Raw genomic sequence first — 26392 nt, 5'->3', positions numbered from 1 at the left:
ACGTTTTGTCGTTACGCGGCGCTGTGCTCAGGGTGCTGGATGTGCCTCCTCCAGCGGCCGGCGTCAGCTCTTCTTATCCAGCACCAGCACCACCTTATTCCAGTTTGCGGCGGCGTTTACCACGGTGCGGAAGGCTTCGAAATCGGCTTTGGGCCAGCGGATTTGGCGGTAGTTTTCGGCTACGGTCACGGTAATGGTCTGGCCCTGCTGCACGTAGGAGGAATGGAAGTCGTAGTCGGGCTTGGTGGCGTCGGGTCCGGCTTTCACGTCCACGTTCAGGTCGTTGAGGTTGCGCACGGCGTAGCCCGCCGGCACATCGAAGCGGATGGTGCGCAGGTAGCGGCGGTTATTGTCGTTCTCCACGTCGAACTGGCGCTCCTCCTTCTGGTATAGCTCGGTTTGCTGGCCCAGCAGGGTGCCGATTTTGAAGAGGTAGCGCGGGCCCGCTTTGTCCAGGAGCGCCGCCGATTCGAGCTGGCTTTCAATGATGAAAGGTTTTTCCAGAGGGCTCACGCCGCGTTCCACGTTGCGCACTTCCATCTTCTGAAAGTTGGTGGCATCGGGCACCACCGACTTCTGCAAGCCCTGCATTATCTCGGTGCGCTTCGCCTCGGGAATCATCGCCCAGAAGGGCTGAATCTGGGCGGCGGGGTAGCCGCCCAGGGTCTGGCGGAGCTGCACGGTGCTCTTTTCCAGGTCGGGCGAGAAGGCCACGGTCACGTCAATGTCGTGCGGGCTTTGCTCGGCCGGCAGGGCGGGAATGTCCTTCACCTTGCCCACCGCCGACTCAATGCTGCCCAGTGTCACGCCCTTGATGAACAGGCCCGAGCCGGCCGTCCACTCCGCGGGCAGCATGCCGTAGCGCATGTCGGGCCGGCCGGGGGCCAGAAACTGGCCGGTGCCGGGGAAGTAAAGCGCGAAATGGTCGAGGTAGTCCCAGGTATCAAAGGTCCCATCGAAGGGCGAAGCTTCACGGCTGCTGGTCACCACCAGCTCATAGTCCACGCCCAGCGTGCGGTAGATGGCAGCCAGCAGGTGGGTGAGACCGGCCTCCGGGGCATTATGCGTGGCCACCACCTGGGCCAGGGCGGGGCTGGCGCCTTCCTCAAGGTTGAAATTGAGCTTCACGTAGTTTTCGGCGGCCCTGATGCGCTCGGGCAGCGGGCCGCCCACGGGCAGCTTGGCGGCGGCCAGCACCTTGGCCACGGCCTTCACGTCGTCCTTGCCCAGGCTGGTCATGGTGCGGTACATGTACTGGCTGGCATCGGCCCAGGTGAACTGGCGCACCTGGCCCTTGCTGGCTACATAGGCCAGCTTGTATTCCACGCGCATGCGCTGGGCGGCCACGTTGGCAAAAGCCTCATCGCGCAGCCCCGGGATGCTTTTCTGGGTGAGGCGGAGGATGCGGTGGCCGGCCACGGTGGTGTCCTTGGTCGCGGCCGGGCCATGGTAGGTACGGGTTTCGAAGGTGAGGGCTTCGGGCGAAATCAGCTCGAAGGTGACGTCGTGCGCGGCGGTTTCGCCCTGCAGAATCTCATTGCCGAAGTGGTTGAAATTTCGCTCGCGGGTGTAGTAATATTCCACCTCGCTGCCCTTTTCCACGCCATCGACGGCGAAAATGCGGTAGCCCCGGCCGCCTTCCTGGTCCTTCAGCTCCTTCATGTCGGCAGCTTTCACCTCGTGCACCTCCCCACGAGGGCTGATGGTCCGGGCCTTGATGTCGACCGGCGCCCCCGATTCCAGCACCGGCACTACAATCTTGTTGTACCGCTCGATACCATCGGACGAGTTCACGCGCACGATGCGGTGCTCGGTGGCAAAGAGCCGCATGTCTTTCAGGGCCTTGTCGTAATAGTATTCGATGCTGGTAAAATCGCGCAGCATCACGGCCGGCAGGGCCTCTTCCTCAACCGTGATGGGCAAGCGCTGGTGGCGCTTGGCGTCCCAGTCGTAGCCGGCGTGTACGAGGTCGGTTGGCAGCTTCTGGGCCGAGGCCGCAGCGGTAAAAAGCAGAAAAACGGGGAGTAGGAAAGGACGCATTAGGGGTGGGTTATTAATTCTATTGTCTTGGGCAATTCTGTCATCTTAAGCTTGCGAACCTGCAGCCGGCGTGCCCAGACCTTCTCACTGCTGAACAACTTTCCAGTAAGTTAGCCCAAGTTGCATAATAGCCGCGTAACGGCGACCAATTTGTAGCTGCCGGCCGGCTTAAACTGCGCCGCAGGAGAAAAATTCCGGATGGTTAGCGCCGTTTCTAAGTCAATGCGTGGCCGTAGCGCGAACTAAAAGTTCGCGCTACAATACCGCGCCTGGCTTGCCTGGTGCCTTGCGGCAAACCGGTGCCACAACCAGGCTTAGCTATTCTTTAGCGGCCCTAAATCAGCCCTGAAAGGGCTTTTAGCGGCAATTGCATGCGGAGAAACTGGTGAATACTACTAGCGCTAGCAGCGGCTGGCTTACGACGCCGGAAGCCTTTTACAATCTTGGCCTGTCCTGTGCGGAGTATCCATCAATCGCTCTTTTGCAATGAAACAACTGTTACTGTCCCTTACCCTTGCTGCCCTCAGCAGCGCACCGCTACGCGCCCAGCAACACCTTGCGCTCTACGAAGAATTTACCGGCGAAAATTGCGGCCCCTGCGCCGTCTACAATCCGGACCTTTGGACCCTGCTTGGCGCCAATTCTACCAAGGTTGTGGCGCTCAGCTACCAGAGTCCCATTCCATTCGCGGGACCTATCTATAACGCCTACCGAACGGTCACCGATGCGCGCTCCCAGTATTACAATGTGCCGTTTGCCCCCTATGGCCGTCTCGATGGCACGGGCCTGGGCACCGGAACGGCGGTACCCTCCGGCCCCGGACACGTTGCCAACCTACTACAGAGCGATATTGATGCGGCTGCGGCTACTGCCGCTCCGTTCACCATCGGCGCAGCACATCAGTGGCGGCCAGCGGGCGACTCGCTAACGGCAACCATCACCATCACGGCCGCTGGTGCTTACGCTCCCAGCGGGGCCAACCTGAAGCTGCGGGTAGCCCTGATTGAGCGCCTGCACTACGCTACCGCGCCTGGCACCAACGGCGAAACCGACTTCCATAACGTGGTACGCGAGATGTATCCTGACGCGGGCGGCACCCAGCTGCCGAATGCTTGGACGGCGGGCCAATCGCAGACGTTCACCCTCACCGGCCGGGTGCCGTCTTATGTCAACAAAGCCCCCAATGGTGAAACCCGCATCGTGGCGTGGGTGCAGAACGACACCGACCAGACCGTCGCGCAAGCGGCGGTATCGGCCTACATCCCCCTTCCTATGGACATCGCTTCGACCGGGCTGCTCTTACCGGGGCCTTTCGTGTGCGACAGTGCCAGCACCACGCTCTATCCCGTTGTCAGCCTAACGAATGCGGCTTCCACGCCGCTTACCTCGGCCAGCATTTACTACCGGCTGGATACCGGGGCCTGGCTAACGTATGCCTGGACTGGTGCGCTGCCCGCCCAAACCACCACGCTGGTGGGTTTGCCCGCCCTGGTGGTTGCCCCGGGCACGCACGTTGTGACCGATTCGGTGGCCCTGCCCAACGGCGCACCCGATGTAAACGGCGGCAACAATATGTCCCGGGCCACTGTGGTGCTGTATAATACGGCCAGGGCGGCCCTGCCCACAACCGCGAGTTTCGAGAATGCCGGAGCGCTGCCGCCCAACTGGCTTCTGTATGATGCGAACGCCAACGGCCAAAACTGGACCCTGGCAAACGTCGGCCATAACAACAGCTCGTACGCCCTGCGGCACAGCAACGCTGATTTCTTCGCCGGAGAAGTGAACTACGCCATTATTGCGGCGGCCAACCTGCCCAACGGCGGGAAAGTGCTGGACTTTTACGTGGCCTATGCGCAGCTATTTGCCATAAGCGACTTGTTGGAAGTAGTGTATTCGACTAACTGTGGCGCATCCTGGGTTTCGTTGTGGGGCCAGGGTGGTGCCGCCCTGGCTACCGCTCCATCGATGACGTTTGCGATGGGGGCCTTCGTCCCAACGCAGTCGCAATGGGCGCTGCAGACCGTGGACCTGCGGAACGTGCCGAGGAATGCCATGCTGGCGTTCCGGGCCACCAGCGGCTATGGAAACAACTTTTACCTGGACGACGTGACAATCCGGGCGACGCCCCTGGCTGTAACGGATGCAGTGTCCCCGGCCTCCATTGCCTTGGCGCCGAACCCGACCAATCTGGAAGCCGAACTTTCGTTTGACCTCCGCCAAGCCGGCACTGTGCGGGTCGATTTGGTGGACGCCCTGGGCCGCGTAGCTGCCATGCCCACGAATGGGAATTTGCGCGCGGGCTTGCAACACATACGCCTGAATACGGCCGGCCTGGCCACCGGACTCTATAACGTGGTAATTCACACCGCCGACGGCTCCCTCACCCGCCACCTGTCGGTGGTGCATTAGAGGAGTTTCGGATTCAGAAGCTGTAGGGGCAAGCTCCTCCCCTGCAGCTTTGCCCTATAAAACGGGCTATACCCCAAGTTGCAAAGTAGCCGCGTGGTGGCGGCTGGCTTGTAGCACCAGGGGCATAAACAAGTAAAGCCGCGTGGCAGTGACAACTGTTCTGGCATTTCTGTCACCGCTACGCGGCTTGTTCCGTCGCTAGCTAAGAATATTCTACAAGCCTGCCGCTGCTACGCGGCTACTTCGTGTCCCGGCGTTTGCGTCGCTAACCTTTGGTTGGGAGGCTCGACAGCGTTCCCGCAAAAGTAAATAGTGGGAGGTGAGAAGGTCGTTTGCTGCGCTCAGGATGACAGGCGCTAGCTTTTCTTTTTCTTCAAAATCACCACCTCGCGGTAAGCGCTGCCCAGCTTGTTGACCACCGCGTTCCAGCGGCCGAACTGCTGGGGCTGGAGCAGCAGGTAGTTCACGTACAGCTCCCGGTCCTGGATGATTTTGTTGCCCTGGCGCTCGTAGCTCACCTTGAAGCCGAGGGCGTCGCCCTGGGCCTGCACGGTGGGCGGCAGGTAGCTCACCTCGTAGCCGGCGGGCACCACCAGCTCGGTGCGGGTGTGGTCGGTGTGCGCGTACTCGTTGTAGCGGGGCAGCTTGCGGGTGGTCGAATCGATGCGGTCGGTGGCGTAGGGGCGCTCCAGGTTGAGGTTTACGTACACCTCGTCGTCTACCTGCTGCACGTAGTCCTGCAGCCGGTAGTCGTAGCTGATGCTCAGGGGCTGGTCGCGGGTGTCGAGGTTGGCGATGCTGTATTTGTCGACGAAGAACTTGTTGTTGCCGCGCTCCAGCAGGGCCTTGATGTATTTGGGCTCGTCGGTGCGGTCCAGCCCGTCGAGGCCGTAGCTCTGGGTGACTTTGGTGTAGCCGGCCATGCTCAGCTTGCCGGTGCCGCGCAGAGTGGTGCCGTCCAGGGTGAGCACGGAGGCGTCGTCGGTGCCGCTGCGGCCCTTGTCCATGGCGGGAATGGTGACCACGCGGCTGCTTTTTTCATCGAGCCCGAGCAGGCCTTCCTTGCCTTGAATCATGGCCGAGGGCATGCCGTAGGGCGTGTGCTTGCTGGTGGCATCGAGGAATACGTACTTGCCAGGCGTGGGCTCGTAGGTAGCAATCATGTGGTTGTCGACGCCGGGCGTGGCCAGCTCAGCGTACTTGTAAGGCAGGTCGCGGGTGCCCACCCAAGTGAGGTAGGCGGTTTTCACGCCGGCCAGGTGCAGCATCTCGTTGGTGAGGTTGGCCATGTCCTTACAGTCGCCGTAGCGGCGGGCATACACCAGGCCGGCATCGTGCGGAATGAAGCCGCGCAGCCCCTGCTCGAAGGCAATGTACTTCACATTGTCCTGCACCCAGTAGTACACGCGGCGCACTTTTTCCTCCTCGGTCTTGGCGCCCACCATCAGCGAATCGACGCGGTGCTGCAGGGCCAGGCTGGGCTGCCGGTCGATGCGCTTCACGAAGTCGGCGTACATGGTGTACAGTTCCGGCACGCCGGCCAGGAGCTTGCGCGGCTGCCCGGCCACGGTGGCTTCCTCCACAAAAAACACGATGTGCGGCAAGTAATAGCTCGACTCGGGACTGTCCTCCTCGCGGGGCGGGCTGGGCAGGTTATCGGCCGTCCAGTGGTAGACCACCGTGCTGCCTTTTTCTTCCTTGGTGTACTTGATGGGCGTATTTTCGGCGTGGAAGGTTTTGTAGCCGATGCGCACGCCCTTGGGCGCTGTTATGGTGAGCTCAGCGTGCTTCACGGGCACGTAGGAGCCCACGAAAAAAGGCATCACGAACCGGGCATCGACGTGGCGCACGGTGTAGTCGCTCACGGTGCGGGCACCCGGCGTGATGGCCGGGAACGAGAACGACACGGAGCGGGTATCGTCAAAAAATACCCCCGACTGAATTTCAAACTTGTCCTTGAATTCGCTCACCTTTACCGTCCGAAACTTCTCGCCATTGGGCACCATCGTGCGGGCTTCCAGCTTTTGCAGGCGGTTGAAGTGCGAGCTATACACTCGGTCGTTGGCGTACATGGCCGATTGCTCATCGAGGTGCAGCATGTCAGCGTGATGCTTGGCTACTACCTGCACCGAGTCGTTGCGGATTTCCACGGTCAGGTCCTGGCGCAGCTCCAGGTACACGGCTTTTTCGCCGGGGTACTGCTTCTTCAGGTCCATCACCAGCTGGCTGGGCGCCTGGGCGCGAGCCGCCAGCCCGGTAAGGAATAATAATGGTAAGAATAGCCTGGGATAATACATGAAATAATACCGGAAATAGGAAAACGAGGATGCGGACTAAAGTTAGATAGGAATGCGGGAATAAATCCACGAAAGCGGGCTTTTACCTAACGTTTTCCCGGCCGATGCTTTACAGTGTTTCTGCTTCTCTAAGCTCCTGCTGCTATGCAGTTGCTTCGCGTCTGAGGTAGGAAGCCGTAAAATAGGATTCAGCCATGGCGACGGGCGGGTGGCGGCGGAATTAGCCGTGTACAGTAAGTGTACACTTCGTGTAGACTCAGCCTAGCGTAGGCGCGAGAGTAGGAATTGGACTAGAAAGGGAGGGCTGAGCTGCTGCTCCAAGCAGTTCAGTAGCGCGAACTTTCAGTTCGCGCTACGACCTGGTACAGTTGCTTGATTAGTCTTTGCTACTTCTTCCCGTCGTACACAATGGCATTCCAGTACACGTCGGTGCGCTGGGGTTTGCCGGCAGCGTTGAAGTAGGTGGTGGGGCCACTGCGCTCGCCGCTGCGGTAGGACTCTTCGCGCTCCAGGGTGCCGTCGGGGCGGTAGTAGCGGCAGCGGCCGTTCAGCTCGCCGTGCAAGTAATGCTCTTCTTCCATGCGCTTGCCACCGGGATAAAAGCTTTCCAGCAAGCCCGTACGCACGCCTTTCTGGAAGCTGGTGCGCCGAAACACCTCGCCGCTGGCGTAGTAGAATGTGGCCGAGCCAGTGGGCAGGTTGTGGTCGAAGGTTTCGGAGGAGGCGGGCTTGCCGTTGGGGAAAGTGGTAGCTACCGGGCCGCTCAAGTTGGCCAGGGGTTGAAAGGCTGCCTGCGCATCGGGGCCCCGGAAGCTCACCAAGTCGCCGTGCTCGAAGGTTTTCTCCACCAGCAGCTCACCCGCAGGGTTGAAGCGGCGGCTGAGGCCGTGCAGCTCGCCGGCGTCGTAGTGCTGCACCCACTCCACTTGGCCGTTGGGAAAGTAGCTGGTCCACTCGCCTTCTTCTTCGCCGTCGCGGTAGCTGCCCTTCTGCAGAAGCTGGCCGTTGGGGTAGTGCAGCAGCCATTCGCCGTGGCTGCGGCCGGCCCGGAATTCGCCTACGCGGTCGGGCTTGCCGTTGGGGAACGTGGATTTGTAGGGCCCGTTGCGGCGGCCGTCCACCTGCGTGTAGGTCGATTCAATGCTGCCGTCGGCCCGGTACCAGGTAGAGGGGCCGGAGCTGTTGTAGCAGGTGATGCCCGTCTGATACAGCGGCTTGCCGCTGGGGTAGCGGAAGCTGAATTCCTTGGTATCGGGCTTCAGCTCCACCACGGTCAGCACCTTGCCGGTCGAATCGTAGGTGGTGATGCGGCGCAACTTGTCAAACTCCGAGAGGCGCTCCTGGGTGAGCTTGCCGCCGGGCTCAAAGCTGCGTCCCGGGCCATTAGTTTCGCCCTTGAAGTACTCGTACTCCTCGCTCACGCGGCCATTGGCGTAGTAGTCTTTCCACTGGCCGTGGCGCTGGCCGGCCAAGTAATAGCCTGTGGTTACGGGCTGGCCGTCTTTGGTGTACTGCTCGTAGTAGCCGTCCTCGTCGCCATTGGCATCGTAGCGCACGCGGCGCTCCAACTGGCCATTGTGGTGGAAGTACTCCGACTTACCGGTTTTGTCGCCCTTGGCGTACTGACTGATTTCGCGCACCGCGCCGTCGCGGTAAAACCACTTCCACTCGCCCGTCATCTGGCCTTCGAGGTAGCTGCCGGAGGCGTACTTGGTGCCGTTTTCGTCCAGCGACTGTATGGCCGTCAGCCCCTTCTTGATGGGCTGGTCGCTCAGGGTTTTGCCGGTGTGATCGTAGTAGCGCAGGCGGGTTACGCGGCCGTGGGCATAGTCCAAATCGGAGTAGAGGTGGCCGGTTTCGTCGTAGTCGTGGTAGATGCCATGGAGTTCGCCGGCCTCGTCGTAGCTCTTCTCTACGCTCAGCTTGCCGTTGCGGAAGTAAGTTTTCCAAACACCCAGGCGCTTGCCCTTCGCGTATTTGCCTTCCTCACGCACGGTGCCATTGGAGAAGTAGGCAATGTAGGGGCCTTCGTACTCACCCTTGTCATAACTGCCTTTGGTTTCCAGCGTCTTATCCGAGAAGTAAGTAGCAAAAGCGCCCTGTTTCACACCATTAGCCAGCGTAGTGGTGTATTCGGGCGTGCCGTCCAGGTAAAAGCCTTCTTCCACCCCATCTATCTTGTCGTTGTGCAGGGTGGCGCGCTTCTGCAGTTGGCCGTTGTCGTAGTAGGTTGCGTAGGGCCCATCCAACTGGTCGTTCTTAAAGCTGCGGGTGCTAACGCGGGCTCCGCACTCGTTGAATACGGTCACGGTGCCCTCCACCTTGCCCGCGCGATATGGGATGTCGTACGAGGGCTGGCCATTGGCGTGGAATTCCCGCGCCAGCCCTTCGCGCTCGCCCTGCTCGTTGTAGAGGAAGGTTTTCTCGATGGTGCCATCGGGCCGCAGTACCTTCCACAGGCCCACGCGCTGGCCCGCGGCATTATAGCGCCCCGTCGCATCAACGGAGCCTTGGGTATCGAGCGAAATCCAGTCGCCGGCTACGTGTTTGAACTTGTCGTTCTCGGTGCTGCCCGGCCCCAGGCCTTCAGGTTTGCCGTCGTTGTACCAGGCGGCCAGGCGCTGGCCGGCGCTGCCACCTGCCACTTGCTGCTGGGCCCGCAGGGCCAGCAGCGGGGGCAGCATGGCCCGGAGCATACTTTCCACCTTGTTTTTGTTCGACTTCACCCATTGCGTGGCCTTGGTGTCGTTGGCCGATTGCAGGACGAGGTAGGTGAAGGCTGTCAGGTTATCGTCCTTGCGCAGTGCCGCTACCACCGGTCCGTATACCCGGACCCAGAAATCATCGGCCGCGCCTTCCGTGGGAAATTTCTCGACTAGTAATTGGGTCTGCTTCACCACGGCCGCGTCGAATTTTACCTTCGAAACGTAGTTTTTCTGCAGCGCCACCTTGCTCTCCAGCAGCTGGTCGAGCTCGGCAAAGGCCTCATTGGTGACAAAGGGCTTCTCTTTTTCCTTGTCTTCCACCACCGGCACGCCCTGCGACAGGCGCTCGGCCTGCACCAGCATGTTGTGGCTGTTGGTGCCAGCATCGGCCAAGGCCAGGTATAGCAGCCAGCTCATGAGGGCGTGAGCGGTTTGCCCCTGCTGGGCCGCCAGCAAGCCCAGCAAGCGGTGTGAGTTGGGGTGCATAGGGTTCAGCTCCAGTGCGTGCTCCAGGCTGGCCAGTGCTGCGGCATGCTGGCCGGTTTCCAGCAGCATCACCCCCTGGTTGTAGTGCAGGTTCTGGCTGTAGGGAAACAAGTGCAGCGCCTGCTGGTAAGTGGCTTGCGCGGCTTCTACCTGCTTGAGCTGCTGCTGGGAATAGGCCAGGGTGTTGTAGGTCTGGGGCTCAAACGGGTTGAGGGCAATGGCGCGGCGGGCAGCGGCCACAGCTTCCTCGTTTTTGCCGGAGGTGTGCAGGGAGAGTGCCAGCTCGCTCTGGGCCGTGGCATAGGACGAATCGCCGGGCGTCACGGCTTGGTATTTGGCAACGGCCCCGGCGTAGTCTTCCTTATCGTGGAGCTCCACTCCTTCTTTCACCAGCTGGCCGGGTTTTGGCCAGGTCACGGGGGTTTGCTGGCTCGCTCCCAGGCGTGGGGCAGCCAGCAGCAGCGCCAGCGCGGCACCGCGAATTACAGTCGACATAAAGTGAAGATGAAGGACGCAGAGCAGACAATTTCCCGGCTTCCGGCCGTGGCAGCATCGTCTGCATTGCCACAATAATAAGCATATACCTGCCTATGCCTTCACTGTTCGCTCATCTTTTTTCTGGTGCCTGCTTCTGCTTTTTTGAGGGCACAACCGCTGGGCTCGCGGGTGGCCCGATGGCGGGCCTCACCACCAGCTCCTGGTAGCCAAAGGTGTCGTCTTTCTCACGCCGAAATTCCAGCTGCGGCAGCTCGCCCAGCACGATTTCGGCGGTGGTGTACACCCGGCAGCCATCCAGCAAATGCCCGCCGATGGTGCGCCCGGTGCTATCCGACACCGCCAGGTGCAGGTGCGAGCCATTGGTGGAAAGCGTACCCACCAACGACACGATTTCGAAATGCCCTTTGTACACCGAGGGCCCCTCCTGGTTGGCTAGCCGCAACGTGGTCACCGTGAGGCTGCCCACGCAGGTAATCATGGTGCCCGCCACAATGTGGTTGGCCTGCACAAAGGCCGCGAGCTGCTGGCGCAAGTCATCGCCGGGCTTTAGGCGTAGGGCGTAGGTTTTGAGGGCGGAATGCTGGGCAGCAGGCACGGCGGGCGGGGTTTGGGCCAGCACAGGGCCAGCCAGCAGAAGGAATGCGAGTCGAAGTAACATCCCCCAAAGAACGTCATACCGAAAATATCGTCATGCTTCGGCGGTGCTCAACATGAGGCGCAGCTACCAACAGCACTTGAATAGAAACAGGACAAAAAACAAAACCTCCCGAAAAACACCGGGAGGCTTTGAACAGACCGAAGCAGCAGCGCTATTCCTTCACTACTTTCAGGTGCTGGCTGGGCTGACCGGGCACGGCCAGCTCCACAAAATACACGCCACTGCTCAGCTTGGCTGCTTCGGGCAGGGTCGCTTCGCTAGGCCCGGCAGGCAGGGCTTCCAGATGCTGCAGGCTTAGGGTGCGGCCGGCCGCATCGGTCAGGCGCAACTGGGCAGCCGTACCAACCAGTCCGGCGGGCCGCATAATGGCCAGCGTGAGGCGCTCGCGGAAGGGATTCGGCGCGGCGCTTAGGCTAAGCACTGTTGCCTCGCCCTCAAAGCGGAGTGTGCGGATGGGCGAAAAGGTAGCCGTACCATCCAGGTCGAGTTGGTGCAGGCGGTAGTAGCGCAGGCCAGCTTTGCCGGCTTCGCGGTCGCGGTAGCTATACTCGCGCACGGCGGTGCTGGCGCCTGTGGGGCTGGCCACAAAACCAAGCACGCGGTAGCTGCGGCCGTCCGTACTCACCTGCACCTCAAAGCCCCGGCTGTTTTTTTCACTGGCAGTGGTCCAGGCCAGAGCGGCATCGGTGCTGGTGCGGCTAGCAGTAAAGGCTGTCAGCTCCACGGGCAGCGGGTTGGCGCTGTTGCCGAGGGTCCAAAGGGAGAAATCGGCGATGCCGGCTTTCGTCACCGTATTGCCGGCCACGCTGATGGGCGACTGATTAGCCCAGGGCCCCGCTGTGGTCGTCACCGACTTAAACAGGGCCAGGCCGGCACTCGGAATTCCGTTCAGCTCGTGGTTGAGGAAGGTCAGGTCCATCGTCACGTTCAAACCGGTATTCACGGCGGGCTGAATGTCGAAGTACCGCTTGATGCTGACGCTGGTACCCGCGCCGGTGAGGGCGGTGCCGGTGGTACGCACCACCGGCGTCAGGCCGGGGCTAACCGAGCCCACAGCAGGCGTCAGCACCAGGCCAATGCCGCTGAAGCTCTCGGCACTGCCAGCCGTCAGGCTGCGGTCGGGCACGCTCACGGTGCCCAGCACGTAGCTGGCATCGGTTTCTACCAGGGTGGCGCCGCTGGGCAGCGTCAGGGCATAGCCATTGGTATTGAGCAGGCCCTGGGTCATGGTCAGAGTGCTGCTGACGCTGGCCGGGTTGTTCAGCAATACCACACCGCTGGCCAGGTTCACATTGAGGCCGTAGAACGCGTTCAGGCCCGTCAACAACGGCGAGCTGCCCAGCAGGGCCACCGTGCCACCGGTCAGGGTAGTGGTACCGCTATTGCTCAGGTTACCGTATACATTCAGTGTGCCGGCGCTTTGGGTGAGGCTGGCCCCGCTGGCAATGGTGAGGGTGCGCACGGCAGCGGTGGCCGTGGTAGTCAGGGCCGGGTAGGTGGTCAGGCCCGCCGGAACCAGGGCATCCATGGTGCTGGTGGGCACACAATTGGTCCAGTTGGCCGCCGCAAACCAGTCGGCCGAGGCGGTGCCGGCCCATGTGGTGGTAGTGGCCTCGTTCAGGGTGAGCGAGCTGCTGCCGGGCGTCAGGTTTAGGGCGCAGCCATAGGCGTCGGTGGCACTCACTAGGGTGTAGGTGGTGCTGATGCCCACCAGCGGCACAGCAATGGTTTGGCCGCTGGTGGCATTGTTCACCATGGTCGGCGTGGTGCCATCGGTGTACACCACCGTGAAAGGCCCACCGTTGCCGGCCAGGCTCAGCGTGAGAGTGCCGCTACTGCCGGGGCACACCACCTGCGCGGTGCTACTGGCCAGCGCGGCGGCTTGCGGCACGCTGCTAAACTCGTCGGAGCCCAGGTCGGGCGTGGTCTGGCGGCTGGTGGTAGCATTGTCGTACTCGCCGTCGATGCCACTCAGGGCTACCCCTGCACCGTCGAGTGCACAGTTGGTAGTGGCATCAAGGTTGAGGTTGCCAGTGGCTGCGTTGATAAACTTCACGTTCACGTTTCTGGAATTGGCGTCCGGGTTACCGGTCTGGCCACGCCACCCGGCTGCAGGCGTCACGGTGCCGAAGGCGAAAGCAGCGGTGCCGTTTTCGCCCACCCGAGTCGCATTATCCACAACAAAAAGGTCGTTGTAGTCCGTATCGACTGAGGCCGCGCTGGTGGTGCCCACCGTGGCCGTTGCGGCCGCTGTAGCCAGTGAGGAGGCTACGCCAATGGCAAAGTTGCCGGTGCCGCCCGTGCGCGCATTTACGAGCACGTTGTTGCGCACCCGCAGCAGGCCCGCCGTCGCCACGGTAGTCTGGTGCCGCAGGGCGAAGGTTTTAACGCCTGCACCCGTGGTCCCGCTGAGATACACCGAGTTGTAATAGAAGGCATTGCCGATGCCCGCGGCGCTATTAACCGCGTTCGAGAGGCCCGTTACCGCAATGCCGGCCGTTCCGCTACCCACCAATGCAATCTGGTTGTTCAAGAAGGTGGTATTAGTAGCCGTGCCCCGCAGAACCATGCCATGTACCCCCTCCAACACCCCACCGAAGGAGTTCGCCGTGCTGGTGCTATACACGTTGCTGATGCGGTTGTTGCGGGCCAGCAGGCCCGTCGTATTCACCGCCGACACGCCGTACACCACGTTTACGTTGGTACTACTGGTATTTGCCGAGCTGGTGTTGCCCACGTTGGTGATGACGTTGCCCGCCACCAGCGCCGTGGCACCCGAGCCCTGAATAGCGGCCGTGAGCACAGTTCCGCTGTTGTTGGCCGAGGCGTTGAGCAGCCCGTCGGCGCTGGCCGTGCCGCCCACAACATTGTTTAGAATCTGGTGGGCGGCCAGGCTGGTCGTGATACCGAGTAGCGTACCATTGGTGCCCGTTCCGCTGGCCAGCTGCAAGCCCTTCACGGTGTTATTCTGCACCACACCGGCCGGTGTGCCGCTCAGCACGATGCCTTGCACGGTGGGCGAAGCACCCGTTCCGCTACTGATGCTCAGGGTGCTCACGGTGTTGCCATCGATGGCATGGCCGCCACTCTGGGTGCTGATGCCCGAGAGAAAGCTGTTGGATGCCGTGACGCCGAGCAGCCGGAAGCCGGCAACGGTGTTGCCCGTCACCAGCGAAGGGGCCGCCGAAGAGCCCAGATAGATGCCCACCGTGGTCGAAGCAGAATTGAATCCCACCGCCGGGCTGGTTGGGCTGGCATCACCAATGGTGTTGTTACTCACATTTGTGGCCCCGCCCAGCACATAGATGCCGTATACCGAGCTATTGCCCGTATTGATCTGGGCCACATTTTTGATAATATTGTCCTGCACCAGCGTGTAAGGCGCAGCTACGGTGCCGGTGCCCACCAACACGGAAATGGGGGCGAATAATGCCGTACCAGTGGCTGTAAGCGGGTTGCCACCGGCCCCGGCCTGCGAGCCTCCAATGGTGTTGTTGGCTACTACTACACCGTTGCCGCTGGTAGAGATGCTAATGCCCGTGTAGCCACCCGATAGGTTGCCGGTCGTGTACAAGTTATTGTAGCTGATGGCCAGTCCCGAGCCGCCGTTGATATTCACCGGGCTCACGTTGTTGGTGCTGGCCGTGGTCAGGTAAAAGTTGTTGCCGGCGCTGCTGCCCCCCACAGTCCAGTTGTCGCCGCCACCCGTCGAGGCCAGGTACAGCCCAGAGGCTTGGAAGTCGAACACGTTGCTGTTGCGCAGGGAGTTGTTGCTGTTGCTGCCCGTGCTGGAGCCCGAGTATATGGCTACGGCGGGATTCGTGCCAGTGGCCGTTGCGATATCGCTGCGGTTGCGAATGTCGCAGTTGTCAATCAGGTTGTTGCGGTTGCCACCCGTACCCGATGCTCCCGAATAGAAGGCCACCGTACCAGGGTTGACCCCGAAGGAGCCAGCCACGTTGTTGCTCTCCAGGGTAAGGTTGTTGAGCGTGTTGAAGCGGGCATCGTTGTAGAAGCTAAAAACCGGTACGGCCGTTGTCGTCGTGGTGCGAAAAAGCAGGTTGCGGGCCGGGCCGGTGCCCCCGTTCACGGTCACATTCAGCGCCCCGTTGAAGCGGATGAGCCCGCCCACGTTGGTGGTGGCCACGCCGGTGCCTATCACCGTGCGGGCCGGGCCGTCAGATTGGATGGTGAGCGTGTAGCTGGTATTGGTGGTGCCGTTGCCATCGGTGTTGAAAGCGCCGAGCGCATTGCTGCCGTCTTCGCCGCTAAGGTTGGCGTTCACAATGGCCGTCACGTTCTGGTTGAGGAAGCCCGCATTCAGCGCTGAAAACAAGCCACCCGTTTTTGTAATGGACGCATAGAACGTGGCCCCCGGAATGCCGGGGTCCACCCCCACGTACACCGTGCCTGGGATGGTGGGCAATACGGTGTACTGGTTGGGCAAGGCAGTATAGGTGGCGCTGCTGGTGGTACCGGGCGGGTTAGCATTGGTCAGAATGTTGCCCACGTTGGGGGCAAATGTGCCGCCGTTGGGCGTAGCCAGCGCATCCTGCGCCGCCACGTAATACTGAATAACGTCGCCTGCTACCACGCCGCCCAGCACCGAGTAGTCGATTGTGAAGCCGAAGCTGCGTGTATTGCCCGTTCCGCTCACGCTGGTGTAAGCGACTTGGGTGAAGGTTCCGGTAGTGCCTTTCCGGTAGTATATGTAGGGTCCGGCGGTGGCCGGGCCACTGTTGTCGAGGCCCACGCCGCTGGGGTCGGCTACCACCACGTTGGCCAGGGCCCGCGAAGTGGTCACCGGGCCGTTGCCCAGGGCCGTAAACCGGATGTAGGGCTGGGTTTTATCGTTGGCCGCAAAGGTCCCCTCGTCGGCCCCAATATCGGAGAAGTCGCCGGCCCGCACGTCGCCGTCCACGTCCGTCGTCAGGCTTGCCAGGGGCTGGGCCCCGCTCTCAGCCTGAGTGGGCGTACCAGTGGCCAAATGCAGAAAACCGGCTTGCGATGCAGCATCAGTCACGGTCGTATACTGGAAAACGGGCTGGTCCGTCACCGAGTACAGGTCGCGTCCGGCCGCCGTTGTCAGCAGGTTTTTCAGTGCGCCTATGGTCTGCACCGCGGCAGTACCATCCGAATACAGCAGCCGGTTGGCCGCAGCCGTACCGGCGTAGAGCAGGTTGTTGTTTGAGGTTTCAAGGTAGGTAGCCGTCGTGGCCGCGCCGCTACGCCGCAGGGCCACCGCCAGGCCCGTGCTGCCCGGCGTCGAATTATTGGCCAGCAAGTTGTTGCGCAGGTCCAGCACCACGGCCGTTGAGGCCGACAGCGCCGAGTTGCCAAAGGTTGTGCCCGTGCTGCTGGCATTGAGGCTCACCGTATTGTAGTACACGTTGGCGGTGCTGGTCGTCGAAAGCGTAATGCCAATCACCGCGTTGGTGTTGCTGTTAGCGGCTGGGGCTCGCAGGTCGCCGATGAGGTTATTGGTGATGACCGAACTGGGGGCCTGGCAGTCGAGGCCGTAGCAGATGGCCGCCGTGTTGGTCGCGACCGTGCTGGCCAAGTTCACAATTCGATTGCCCGACACGGTGGCCACGGCTCCCGACGTATTCTGAATAAAGATGCCCCGCACCAAGGCCCCCACCGAAGTGGTCGAGCCAATGGCGGTAATGTTCTGGACGGTGTTCCGGTAGAGGTTCACCGTTGTCACATTGCTGCCATTCGTGCTGATGCCGCTCACGAACCCCCCACTATTGGTTGTCGGCCTTACGATGATTGGCAGCGTTGGAGTCCCGATGTTGTTGCCGATGCCCCCTGCCGCGGTGCCGCCCAGGTCGACACTACCTCCGGCTACGTAAATCGCTGAAAACAGCCCGCCGGTGCTGGTCGTGCCTGCCGAATTGCTCAGCCAGTCAATATTAGCCACGGTATTGCCCTGCACGCTGTAGCCCGTGGTGGATGAAGCACCCAGCAGCATTCCTACAAACTTGTACGATGACACAGTGCCATTGACGAGCAAAGGTGCACCGGCTGTGCCGCAGCCAGCAGCCTGGCCACCAATAAAGTTGCCGGAAATAACGTGGTTGTTGCCCGACGCCACGCTCATGCCGTACATGTTGGCATTGCCCGGGCCGGTGCGGCTGGCGGTTTGGTACAGGCTGTTGCCCGAAATCACCCACCCGTTGCCGGCGCTGAGTAAGTAGATGCCGTAGCAGTCACTGGCCGAGTTTCGAAAAAAGTTGTAAATATTGTTGTTGGCCACGGTGTTAGCCGCGTTTTTAGCAGTTCCACTATAAATCCCCACCGTGGGCGTTCCTCCCGATGACTCACGCAGGTCATTGTACTGCACGGTATTATTGCTATTTCCCAGCACATTGGGAGTAGTCGAACCAAACACAACTACTCCGCCCCCAGCCGCGCCCACCGGCGCCGCCCGTAGCTGGCAGTGCTGCACCGTGTTGAAGGTGGCGTCGTTGGTGAAGGCCACCGCGCAGGAACTGAGTCCGGTGTTGTTATTAGCAATGGTGAGGTCGTTCACCGGGTCTGTGGCACCCGTCACAGGCATGCCAGACCCGCCCGGCCGACCATCAATCACTAGGTTTTTGCCCCCAACAATTCCTATCATCGCGCCGCTGTTGGTAGAGCTTGCGAGGCTTCGGCCATTGGCGCCGGCTGCGGGACGGATGGTAACGGTGCTGGCGCCGGCCGGCACCAGCGTGTAGTTGATGGGAAATGTTTCGCCGGCGCTTGAGTAATTGCTCTGCAGTTCCAGCACCACCGAGCCGGCAATACCCTGCGCGTTGACGGCATTTACGGCGGCGGTCAGGGTAGCATAATCGCCTGGAATGGTTTTAGTACCCGATAGCTGTGCCCAAGCGTCGCCCGCCTGGCTCAGCAGCATTACAATCAGGAGCCGGATTAGCCTCACAGTGGTGGGCCGCAACGCCTGCAATTCAGCAAGTAATGGTTTAATCATAAAAAAGGCGGCAAAAAAAGGTAACCAGAATGAAAGAAGTGAGTGCTGTGATAATTGACCAACTGCCAACCGCTTATCTAAATCAAAGAGGGCAGTCAGCAATTTATCGTATCCTTACCCTTCTGCAACATCACCAAGCCCGTTCTCACTCTATTCTGGTTGAAAACGCGATTTTGCTCGATAATAGACTGGCCTATATGCAAGCGGCCAGTTTTACCAGCTGAGTCATACCTCCGCCTTTTCCCGCAAACTCCTCCAAAGCCAAGCGGCCCGCCTGGCTTACTGCCAGACGGGCCAACTTTAATAGCTTCCATCAAAAGTTCTATTTACCTCCGCTCCTACTTGCTAAACCGCACCGTACCGTAGCGTACTTTAATATTCACGTTTCCAGCCCGGCGCGCCGGCGCTACAGCGCCAAAGGTGCCCAGCACGTCGCTGGTCTGCGGACCATTCTCCTGCGAAAGCACGCGCACCAGTTCCTTATCAACCAGTAGTTGCCCCTGCTCTGTGCTCACATCAAACCGGAAGCCCGGAGCCTCGGCAAAACCCAGCCGGATGGTGCTAAAACCGCCATCCAGATTCACTTGACGGAAGTTGGCACCCATGTCGCGCACCACGAAATCGGGGCAGTAGCGCAGGGCCATATCCAGGGCCTCGTCCAGTTTGTCGATGGTGAAGCGCGAGTAGCCCGACGAGCCGCGCAGGTTGCGCACGGTACCCAGGGCTACGTCGCCGTACTTGCTGTGCACCGTCAGGTCCTGCACCGTTCCGATGTCCACATCGGAATAATTGTTGCGCAGGTCTACCGTGGTGCCGGTATCAAGGCGCAACTGGGAGTAGCTGGCATCAATGCTGGCCCGGCCTGCGAAGGCAATGCGGCAGTTGCCGTTGCCAATCCGCACGAGGTTGTGCGGGCCTTCGAGGCGGGCAGTGCGCAAGGTGCCGTACTCCACGGCTAGTTCGGTGGGGCCGCTGGTGTCGCCATTCAGCGTTACCTCACCGAAGCTGTTATACACTTTCAGGGCCGTGGTGCGGGGCAGCCATATGGTATAGTTCACCTCGTAGCGGCAGCCGCCAGCCCGTCCGCGCAAGGCGGGGCCAAACTGCGTGCTCACAGCTACGCCACCGGTTTTGCAGTCGTAGTCCAGCCACTGCACACCCAGCGCATCGAGCACTACGCGGGCACCGGCGTCGGTTTCGGCACGAGCCACCAGTTCGGCATCTACCTTGATTTCGTGCTTGCTCCAAGTATTGATTTGCACCCGGCCGTAGCGGGTATCCAACGCGAAGGGGCGGCCGCCTTTCGGCACGTTGTAGCTGCGGCTGATGCGGCGGCGCTGCTCTACTTGCAAGGCGCTGCCGGGCTGTCCATCAGCTTGGTCGATGAGTGGGTTTTGGGCCGGATTCTGGGGATTTTGGCAGGGCTGGTCAGGGCCCGGCTCCCGCTCATTTGAACGAAATAACGATTCTTCGGCGCGGCGAGCTTCGGGCGTGAGTACCCGAATGGCCATGCCGCGGTCTACCGTCACCCACAAGCCCTGCTGAGCCTGCGCAGGCGCGGGCTTCAGCAGCCCGGCCAACACACCGACGAGGCCCAGCACCTGCCCTATCCGAAACGCCAGGGTCATTTTCATTCTCCCAAGTGGCGGCTGTCGGCCAGTACGTAGGCTCCGGTGCTACGGTCGTCGGCCACCGTACGGTCGTTGCCGAGGTTAAGCTGACGGTCCAGAATATCGAGGCGCACTTGCAGGTTGCGGTTCATAGCCGTGAGCACAGCGTCAGGCTGCGGGTGGTGTAGTAGTTGCTGCTTCAGCTCGCGGTAGCTCGAGTCGAGCGAGGCCAGTTCTAACTGCCAGTCGGCATTCATGGCCGCCATGCCGGGCCCGCTGAGCTGGCTTAATTCGGCCTGTCGGCGGGCCAGCTGATTGGTATAGTACGCTTCCATACCACGCACGGCGCGCACCAGCTGGCTGTCGGCCCCGGTGGTGTGCTCGGCAGCGGTCAGGGAAAGCGGGTTGCCGCCCTGATACAGCGCCGCGTCATCGGCACTTGCAGCTAAGGTGCTGGCGGCAGGGCTGGTGGTAACTACTGCTACCTCCGGGGTCGCTTGGCGGGATTTCCAGGCCTCGCTGGCGCCGGCCGCAAAAACCAGCAGGGCCAGCGCCGCTGCTACCCCATAGCGCTGAAACCAGTTTTGGCGGGTTGCCGGTGTGGTAGCAGCAACCGTCGCAACAGGCGCAGCAGCTGCCTCATCAGCCAGCCGCATTACCGGCGCTTCGGGCGTGGCGGCATTCAGCTTTTCCTCCAGCGCGGCCCACAGGTCGGGGCGTGGCTCATGGGTATCGAAATCGGCGCGGTGCCGCTCGACAAAAGTTTCAAGAGATTTATTGTTCGGGGTATCCATGAATGAGTAGCAGACGCACGGTTCGTCCAGGTTCAAAGGGCTGCGGGGCTATCTTGAAAACCGCGGCCGGGCGAAAGAGGATGAAGGGTAGTTGAACGGTTAATTAAATAATTGGATAGGTTTTATTGGTGCTTGGCTGTTGGTGCCGGGTGCTTACCCTTGGTTTATTATCGTTTTAAAACCAAGCATCAGGCATCCACAACCAAGCACTAACTCAGGCCGCGCTGGGCAGCCAGTTCGCGCAGCCGGACGCGCGCCCGGCTGTATTGGGATTTGGAAGTGGACTCGGAAATCCCCAGAATACCGGCAATTTCGAGGTGGTCGTAGCCCTCCAGCAAGTACAGGCTGAGGACAACACGGTAGCCGTCGGGTAGTTCCTGAATGCAGCGGCGTAGCACGTCGGCACGGTAGTGCATGTCGGCTTCGTCCTCGGGCGAGGAAGTGATGGCTTCGGCTGGTTCTTCGTGGTGCTGCTCGCCCAGCGGCACCAGCGCCAGCCGCCGCTGCCGCAAGCAGTTGATGCTTTTATTCACCACAATCCGCTTTAGCCAAGCCCCAAACGAGGAGTCGCCCTTGTAGCTACTGAGCTCGCGAAAAGCGCTCAGAAACGACTCTTGGAGCACATCTTCCGCCTCGGCATAGTCGCCGGTGATGCGCAGGGCGGCGTTGAACATGGCCTTGGAATAGCGCCGGTATATCTCGGCCTGAGCTTGGCGGTCGTTGAGGCGGCAGCGCTCCACCAGTGGCGCATTGATATCAACGTAGGCGGAAATGGACAGGGCTTCCATGCAGAAAACGAGGTCTTAGAAGTGCTTAAGCAACCCATAGACTACCGGCTAGGTTCAGGGGTTGCACGGCAAATTACGCAGCAGAGAGGATGTAGCAAGAAGCAGTCTTGCATGGGCCTCCCCCCGGCCCCTCTCCCACGGAGAGGGGGAGCCAAAGTGGTGCGGTTGTCTGCAATCGTTAGACTCCCCTCTCCGCGGGAGAGGGGCCAGGGGTGAGGTTCCGGCGTCAAGCAACGCGAACGAGACGCTGCACTATGTGCTGCACAACGGCCACTATTTCTCCGCCCCGCCAAACCTTTCCTCCTCTGCCCAGTTACAACACCGCGAAATAAAATTTTGGCATTTCGCAGATTCAATCTTTATCTTTGCAATTGCAATTCCATCCGGATTGCTGCAAATTTTATACAGAGGCGCGGAGAGACAGGCTCGACGAAACGCCGGCAACCCCCACATAGTTGGAACGGTGCCAAGTCCTGACATATAAAAACGCCGTGAATACTTCCATCAACCGCCGTCTGCAACTTGCCACCTCTGCCGCATCGCGCCAGCTGTGTTGTTGCATGCCGTGTCCTCTGGCCTGTATGCTGGGGGCAATTGCTGGTTGTTGAGCTAGGGCTTTTCTTCCTGCGGCTGCTGCGGCGGCCACCCCGCTTCCCCTTTTGTGGTGATTGATTCATTGCGCGACGCGTAGCGGGTTTTTGCGGCCTTCGCGGCCCATCCTGGTTTTTTCTTCGGAAAGAAACTCCCCTATTTATCATGGCATTACCCCTTGAAAGCCAGGTCGCTGACCTGCGCCGCTACTTGCCCGAACACTCAGTGGGCGAAACCCTGGCCCTGCTAGCCGACCACTTCCCGGGCCGCGCTTCGTTTTCCACCTCCTTCGGACTGGAAGACCAGATTATCACCCATTTCATCTTCGAAAACGACCTCCCCATCCGGGTGTTTACGCTCGACACGGGCCGCAATTTTCAGGAAACCTATTCCACCTGGAACAAGACCCTGCTGCGCTACGGCAAGTCCATCGAAGTATTTGCGCCCAACGGCGCGGCTATTGAGGAACTGACCCGCCAAAAGGGCCCCAACAGCTTCTACGAGAGCATTGAGAACCGTAAGGAATGCTGCAACATCCGCAAAGTGGAGCCGCTGGCGCGAGCCTTGGCCGGCCAGCAGGTGTGGGTGACGGGCATCCGCGCCGAGCAGTCGCAGAACCGCCAGACCATGCACCCGGCCGAGTGGGACGCCGGCCACCAGCTCATCAAAGTGCACCCGCTATTCGACTGGACGTGGGAACAAGCTTGGAATTTTGCGCAAGTCCACGGCATCCCGGTTAACCCTTTGCATCAGAAGGGCTTTGTGAGCATTGGGTGCGCGCCCTGCACCCGGGCCATCGCGCCGGGCGAGGACTTCCGCGCCGGCCGCTGGTGGTGGGAAGATGCCGCCGCTAAGGAGTGCGGACTGCACACCACCGCCGCCCACCAGGGCCTCGACCCGGTAGTGGAGCAAATGCCTGGCTAGGCGGAATACCGCGAAATTTCATTTCGCGACGAGCAAAGCGAGTTCCGACTCTCCGCACCACATCCTTCCCCAAAGGCACCTCCCGCGGGCCTTATCCCACCCATCCTTTTCCTGCTGTTCCATTTCGCCCGATTTTTTCGGGCCCTGACTTTCTATTGCCCATGCCAACCGCTCATTATCTCGATTATCTCGACCGTTTAGAAGCCGAAGCTATTCATATCCTACGTGAAGTAGCTGGCCAGTTCGAGCGGCCCGCGCTGTTGTTCTCGGGCGGCAAAGACTCCATCGCCCTTACCCGATTGGCCGAAAAAGCCTTCCGGCCCGGCAAATTTCCGTTCCCGCTGGTCCACATCGACACCGGCCACAACTTCGAGGAAATTATCAACTACCGGGATGAGTTGGCGGCGCGCCTGGGCGAAAAGCTGATTGTGCGCAAGGTGGAGGACACCATCCGGGAGCGCGGCCTGCGTGAGCCGGGCGGCAAATACCCCAGCCGCAACCCGCTGCAAACCTACACCTTGCTCGACGTGATTGAGGAATTCGAGTTTGACGCTTGCATCGGCGGGGCGCGGCGAGATGAGGAGAAGGCCCGGGCCAAGGAGCGCATCTTCTCGGTGCGCGACGACTTCGGCCAGTGGGACCCTAAGCGCCAGCGACCCGAGCTGTGGAACATCTACAACGGCCGCATTCAGAAGGGCGAAAACGTGCGCGTATTCCCCATCTCCAACTGGACTGAACTGGACGTGTGGAACTACATCCAGCGCGAAAACATCAAGCTACCCGAGATTTATTTCTCGCACGAGCGCCAGTGCGTGGTGCTGCCCAGCGGCCAACTCCTCGGCTTCAGCGAGCACCTGAACCTCGATGAAACCGACGAAATCGTGAACCGCCGCGTGCGCTTCCGCACTGTGGGCGATTCTACCTGCACAGCCGCCGTGGAAAGCGACGCCTCCTCCGTCGATGACATCATCCAGGACCTGCTGCTGGCCAAAGTGAGCGAGCGCGGCGCTACCCGGCTCGATGACAACCTCTCCGAAACGGGGATGGAAGACCGCAAGCGGAACGGGTATTTCTAGGCAAAAACCTCACCCCCGGCCCCTCTCCCCAGGAGAGGGGAGCCTAACGACGGAGGGTAAGTAAGCAACATTAATCAAAAATAATCGACTGGCTCCCCTCTCGTAGGGAGAGGGGCCGGGGGTAAGGTTAACCCGTATGGGGCCACCTGCCCGCCAGCCGCAACCTAATACCACAATGGACCTTCTCCGATTTATCACCTGCGGCAGTGTCGACGACGGCAAGAGTACACTCATCGGCCGCTTGCTTTACGACAGCGACTCCGTTTCGCTCGACGTGCTGGCGACGCTGGAAAAGCGCCGCGCCACCACCGGCGGCGATGTGGATTTGGCGCTGCTCACCGATGGCCTCAAGGCCGAGCGCGAGCAAGGCATCACCATTGATGTAGCGCATAAATATTTCACCACGCCGCGCCGCAAATTCATCATCACCGATGCGCCGGGCCACGTGCAGTATACCCGCAACATGGTGACGGGCGCGAGCAATGCCGACCTGGCCATTGTGCTCGTGGATGCCCGCCAGGGCGTGATTGAACAGACCCGGCGGCACACGCTGCTGGCCTCGCTGCTGGGCATTCAGCACTTCGTGCTGGCCGTGAACAAGATGGATTTGGTGGGCCACGAGGAAGTGATTTTCCAGAAAATTGTGGCCGACTACCAGGCCATTGCGGAGCAACTGAAACTGCCGAACGTGGTGGCCATTCCGCTCAGCGCGCTCAACGGTGACAACGTGGTACGCCGCTCCAGCTTCCTGCCTTGGTACCAGGGTCCCAGCCTGTTGGAGCATCTTGAGAGCGTGCCTGCTGCCACCGATGCCAACCCCAACGAGCCGCGCTTCCAGGTGCAGTACGTCATCCGGCCCCAGACCGAGGAGCTGCCCGACTACCGGGGCTACGCCGGCCGCATCCAGAGCGGCACCTACCAGGCCGGCGACCGGGTACGCATCTGGCCCTCGGGCCTGGAAACGGTGATTGAGGCCATCGAAGTAAACCAGCAGGAAGTAGCCAGCGCCACCGCGCCGCAGGGCGTAGTGCTACGCCTGCGCGACGACGTGGACGTGAGCCGGGGCGATACCATCGTGCCCACCGCCGCCCACCCGGCCGTGGTGCGCGAGTTGGAAGCTACGCTGTGCTGGATGGATGAGCGGCCCCTGCGTGCCGGCCGCAAGCTGCTGGTCCAGCACCATTCTGCCATGGTGAAAGCTGCCGTGACCACCATCCTGCAAAAAACCAACATTGAAACTTTCGAAAGCCAGGGTACCGACGAGGCCAAGCTCAACGACATCGTGCGGGTGCGCTTGAAAACCGCCCTCCCGCTGGTGGTGGATGAGTACCGCCAAAACCGTGTCACCGGCGCTTTTATCCTAGTCGATGAGCAGACCGGAGCCACCCTTGCCGCTGGCCTCGTCGCTGCTACCGACCGGGAGTATTTCACGGAGGAAGTGCCAGCTGAAGCGGCGTTTTCTATCTGATTTATCGGTTCTAGAGTCCGTCATGCTTCACTACGCGCTGCATAACGGCCCCAATAAAACTTGACAACTAATCATGGCTGATTCCTCTCTCTTCATCCCCCGCCTGACCGTAGTGGGCGCAGGCCCCGGCGACCCGGAGCTGCTGACCTTGAAAGGCGCTAAGGCCCTGGCCGCTGCCGACGTGGTGCTCTACGATGCGCTAGCGAATGATGCGCTGCTGGCCCACGTCCGGCCCGGCGTCCCGCTGATTTTTGTGGGCAAGCGCAGCGGCTTCAAGGCTTATACCCAGGAAGGCATCAACGACTTGATTGTGCAGCAGGCTTACCGGCACGGCCACGTAGTCCGGCTCAAGGGCGGCGACCCTTTCATCTTCGGCCGGGGCCGCGAGGAGATGCTGTACGCCGAGGCGCACGGCCTGGCTACGGACTACGTGCCCGGCATTAGCAGCGCGGTGGCGGCGGCGGGCAGCCTAGGCATCCCGGCCACGCACCGGGGCCTGAGCGAAGGCTTCCGGGTCCTGACGGCCACCACCGCCGATGAGCAGCTTTCCGCCGCCCTGCTGGAAGCCGCCCAGACGCCCCATACTACCACGGTTATCCTCATGGGCATGAGCCGCCTAGCCGAAATCACCCGGCTGTTTGCCCGCTACGGTGGGGCGGCGGTTCCGGCGGCCGTCATCCAAAATGGTACACTGCCCAATGCTCGCGCCGTGGCCGGCACTGTGGCCGACATCGCCGCACGCGCCGACGCGGCTGGTCTGGGTGCCCCGGCGGTTATCGTGCTGGGCGAAGTAGTGAGGTTGATGAAGCCGTCGGCCACTTCGGCCGCGGAAGTACCGGCGGAACTGCTGCCTTACGCGCAGGTGGCATAACCTCACCCCCGACCCCTCTCCCTAGGAGAGGGGAGCCTAATGACTGTAGCGTGGGCTCTACGAGTCCGCGCTTGCCTAAAACAAACCACATCGAACCCACAATGCGCGGACTCACAGAGTCCACGCTACTTCACCCGCGCCGCCGTGGCTCCCCTCTCCTAGGGAGAGGGGCCGCCCCGAAGGGGTCCCGTGAGGTGAACCACC

General features: G+C 61.1%; 13 protein-coding genes and 1 riboswitch. Of the genes, 5 read left to right on the top strand and 8 right to left on the bottom strand.

What is annotated here, in order from left to right:
• Nucleotides 1-63: 63 nt before the first annotated feature.
• Nucleotides 64-2040, bottom strand: a complete 1977-nt coding sequence (locus J4E00_RS25655; RefSeq protein ID WP_208178203.1) for a DUF3857 domain-containing protein — start codon at nt 2038-2040, stop codon at nt 64-66.
• Nucleotides 2041-2526: 486 nt separating this feature from the next.
• On the opposite strand from J4E00_RS25655, the gene J4E00_RS25650 reads away from it, so the two are divergent.
• Nucleotides 2527-4449, top strand: coding sequence for a choice-of-anchor J domain-containing protein (locus tag J4E00_RS25650; RefSeq protein ID WP_208178202.1), 1923 nt, complete (start codon nt 2527-2529; stop codon nt 4447-4449).
• Between the two features lie 356 nt (nt 4450-4805).
• Here the strand turns inward: J4E00_RS25650 and J4E00_RS25645 are convergent, their stop codons facing one another.
• The 7 genes from J4E00_RS25645 to J4E00_RS25615 form a co-directional block, all read right to left on the bottom strand.
• Complete coding sequence (locus tag J4E00_RS25645) at nt 4806-6746, bottom strand: DUF3857 domain-containing protein (RefSeq protein ID WP_208178201.1); 1941 nt, start codon at nt 6744-6746, stop codon at nt 4806-4808.
• 386 nt (nt 6747-7132) lie between these two features.
• Nucleotides 7133-10432, bottom strand: a complete 3300-nt coding sequence (locus J4E00_RS25640) for a toxin-antitoxin system YwqK family antitoxin (protein WP_208178200.1) — start codon at nt 10430-10432, stop codon at nt 7133-7135.
• 112 nt (nt 10433-10544) lie between these two features.
• Nucleotides 10545-11093: a PPC domain-containing DNA-binding protein gene (locus J4E00_RS25635; RefSeq protein WP_208178199.1), complete on the bottom strand. Its 549-nt coding sequence runs from the start codon at nt 11091-11093 to the stop codon at nt 10545-10547.
• Nucleotides 11094-11244: 151 nt separating this feature from the next.
• Nucleotides 11245-18066 (bottom strand): beta strand repeat-containing protein, encoded by a 6822-nt coding sequence (locus J4E00_RS25630; protein WP_208178198.1) that lies wholly within the window; start codon nt 18064-18066, stop codon nt 11245-11247.
• 338 nt (nt 18067-18404) lie between these two features.
• On the bottom strand, nt 18405-19700 hold the full coding sequence (locus J4E00_RS25625; protein ID WP_208178197.1) for a hypothetical protein: 1296 nt from the start codon (nt 19698-19700) through the stop codon (nt 18405-18407).
• A complete protein-coding gene (locus tag J4E00_RS25620; RefSeq protein WP_208178196.1) occupies nt 19697-20470 on the bottom strand; it encodes a hypothetical protein in 774 nt (257 codons plus the stop codon). Before J4E00_RS25620 ends, J4E00_RS25625 begins: the two co-directional genes overlap by 4 nt.
• A 209-nt stretch (nt 20471-20679) precedes the next feature.
• Complete coding sequence (locus J4E00_RS25615) at nt 20680-21258, bottom strand: RNA polymerase sigma factor (RefSeq protein ID WP_208178195.1); 579 nt, start codon at nt 21256-21258, stop codon at nt 20680-20682.
• 397 nt (nt 21259-21655) lie between these two features.
• Nucleotides 21656-21745, top strand: a riboswitch (SAM riboswitch).
• A gap of 269 nt (nt 21746-22014) precedes the next feature.
• On the opposite strand from J4E00_RS25615, the gene J4E00_RS25610 reads away from it, so the two are divergent.
• The 4 genes from J4E00_RS25610 (at nt 22015) to cobA (ending at nt 26188) form a co-directional block, all read left to right on the top strand.
• Nucleotides 22015-22773 (top strand): phosphoadenylyl-sulfate reductase, encoded by a 759-nt coding sequence (locus J4E00_RS25610; protein WP_208178194.1) that lies wholly within the window; start codon nt 22015-22017, stop codon nt 22771-22773.
• Between the two features lie 161 nt (nt 22774-22934).
• Nucleotides 22935-23849, top strand: a complete 915-nt coding sequence (gene cysD / locus J4E00_RS25605) for a sulfate adenylyltransferase subunit CysD (RefSeq protein WP_208178193.1) — start codon at nt 22935-22937, stop codon at nt 23847-23849.
• Between the two features lie 175 nt (nt 23850-24024).
• Entirely contained in the window at nt 24025-25317 is a 1293-nt protein-coding gene (locus J4E00_RS25600; RefSeq protein ID WP_208178192.1) for a sulfate adenylyltransferase subunit 1, read from the top strand.
• Nucleotides 25318-25390: 73 nt separating this feature from the next.
• Nucleotides 25391-26188, top strand: coding sequence for a uroporphyrinogen-III C-methyltransferase (gene cobA / locus J4E00_RS25595; protein WP_208178191.1), 798 nt, complete (start codon nt 25391-25393; stop codon nt 26186-26188).
• The last annotated feature ends 204 nt before the right edge of the window (nt 26189-26392 follow it).

Source organism: Hymenobacter negativus (genome assembly GCF_017571495.1).
Classification (GTDB): domain Bacteria; phylum Bacteroidota; class Bacteroidia; order Cytophagales; family Hymenobacteraceae; genus Hymenobacter; species Hymenobacter negativus.
Note: the sequence above shows the minus strand (reverse complement) of the source record. Positions and strands in the feature narration are given on the sequence as shown.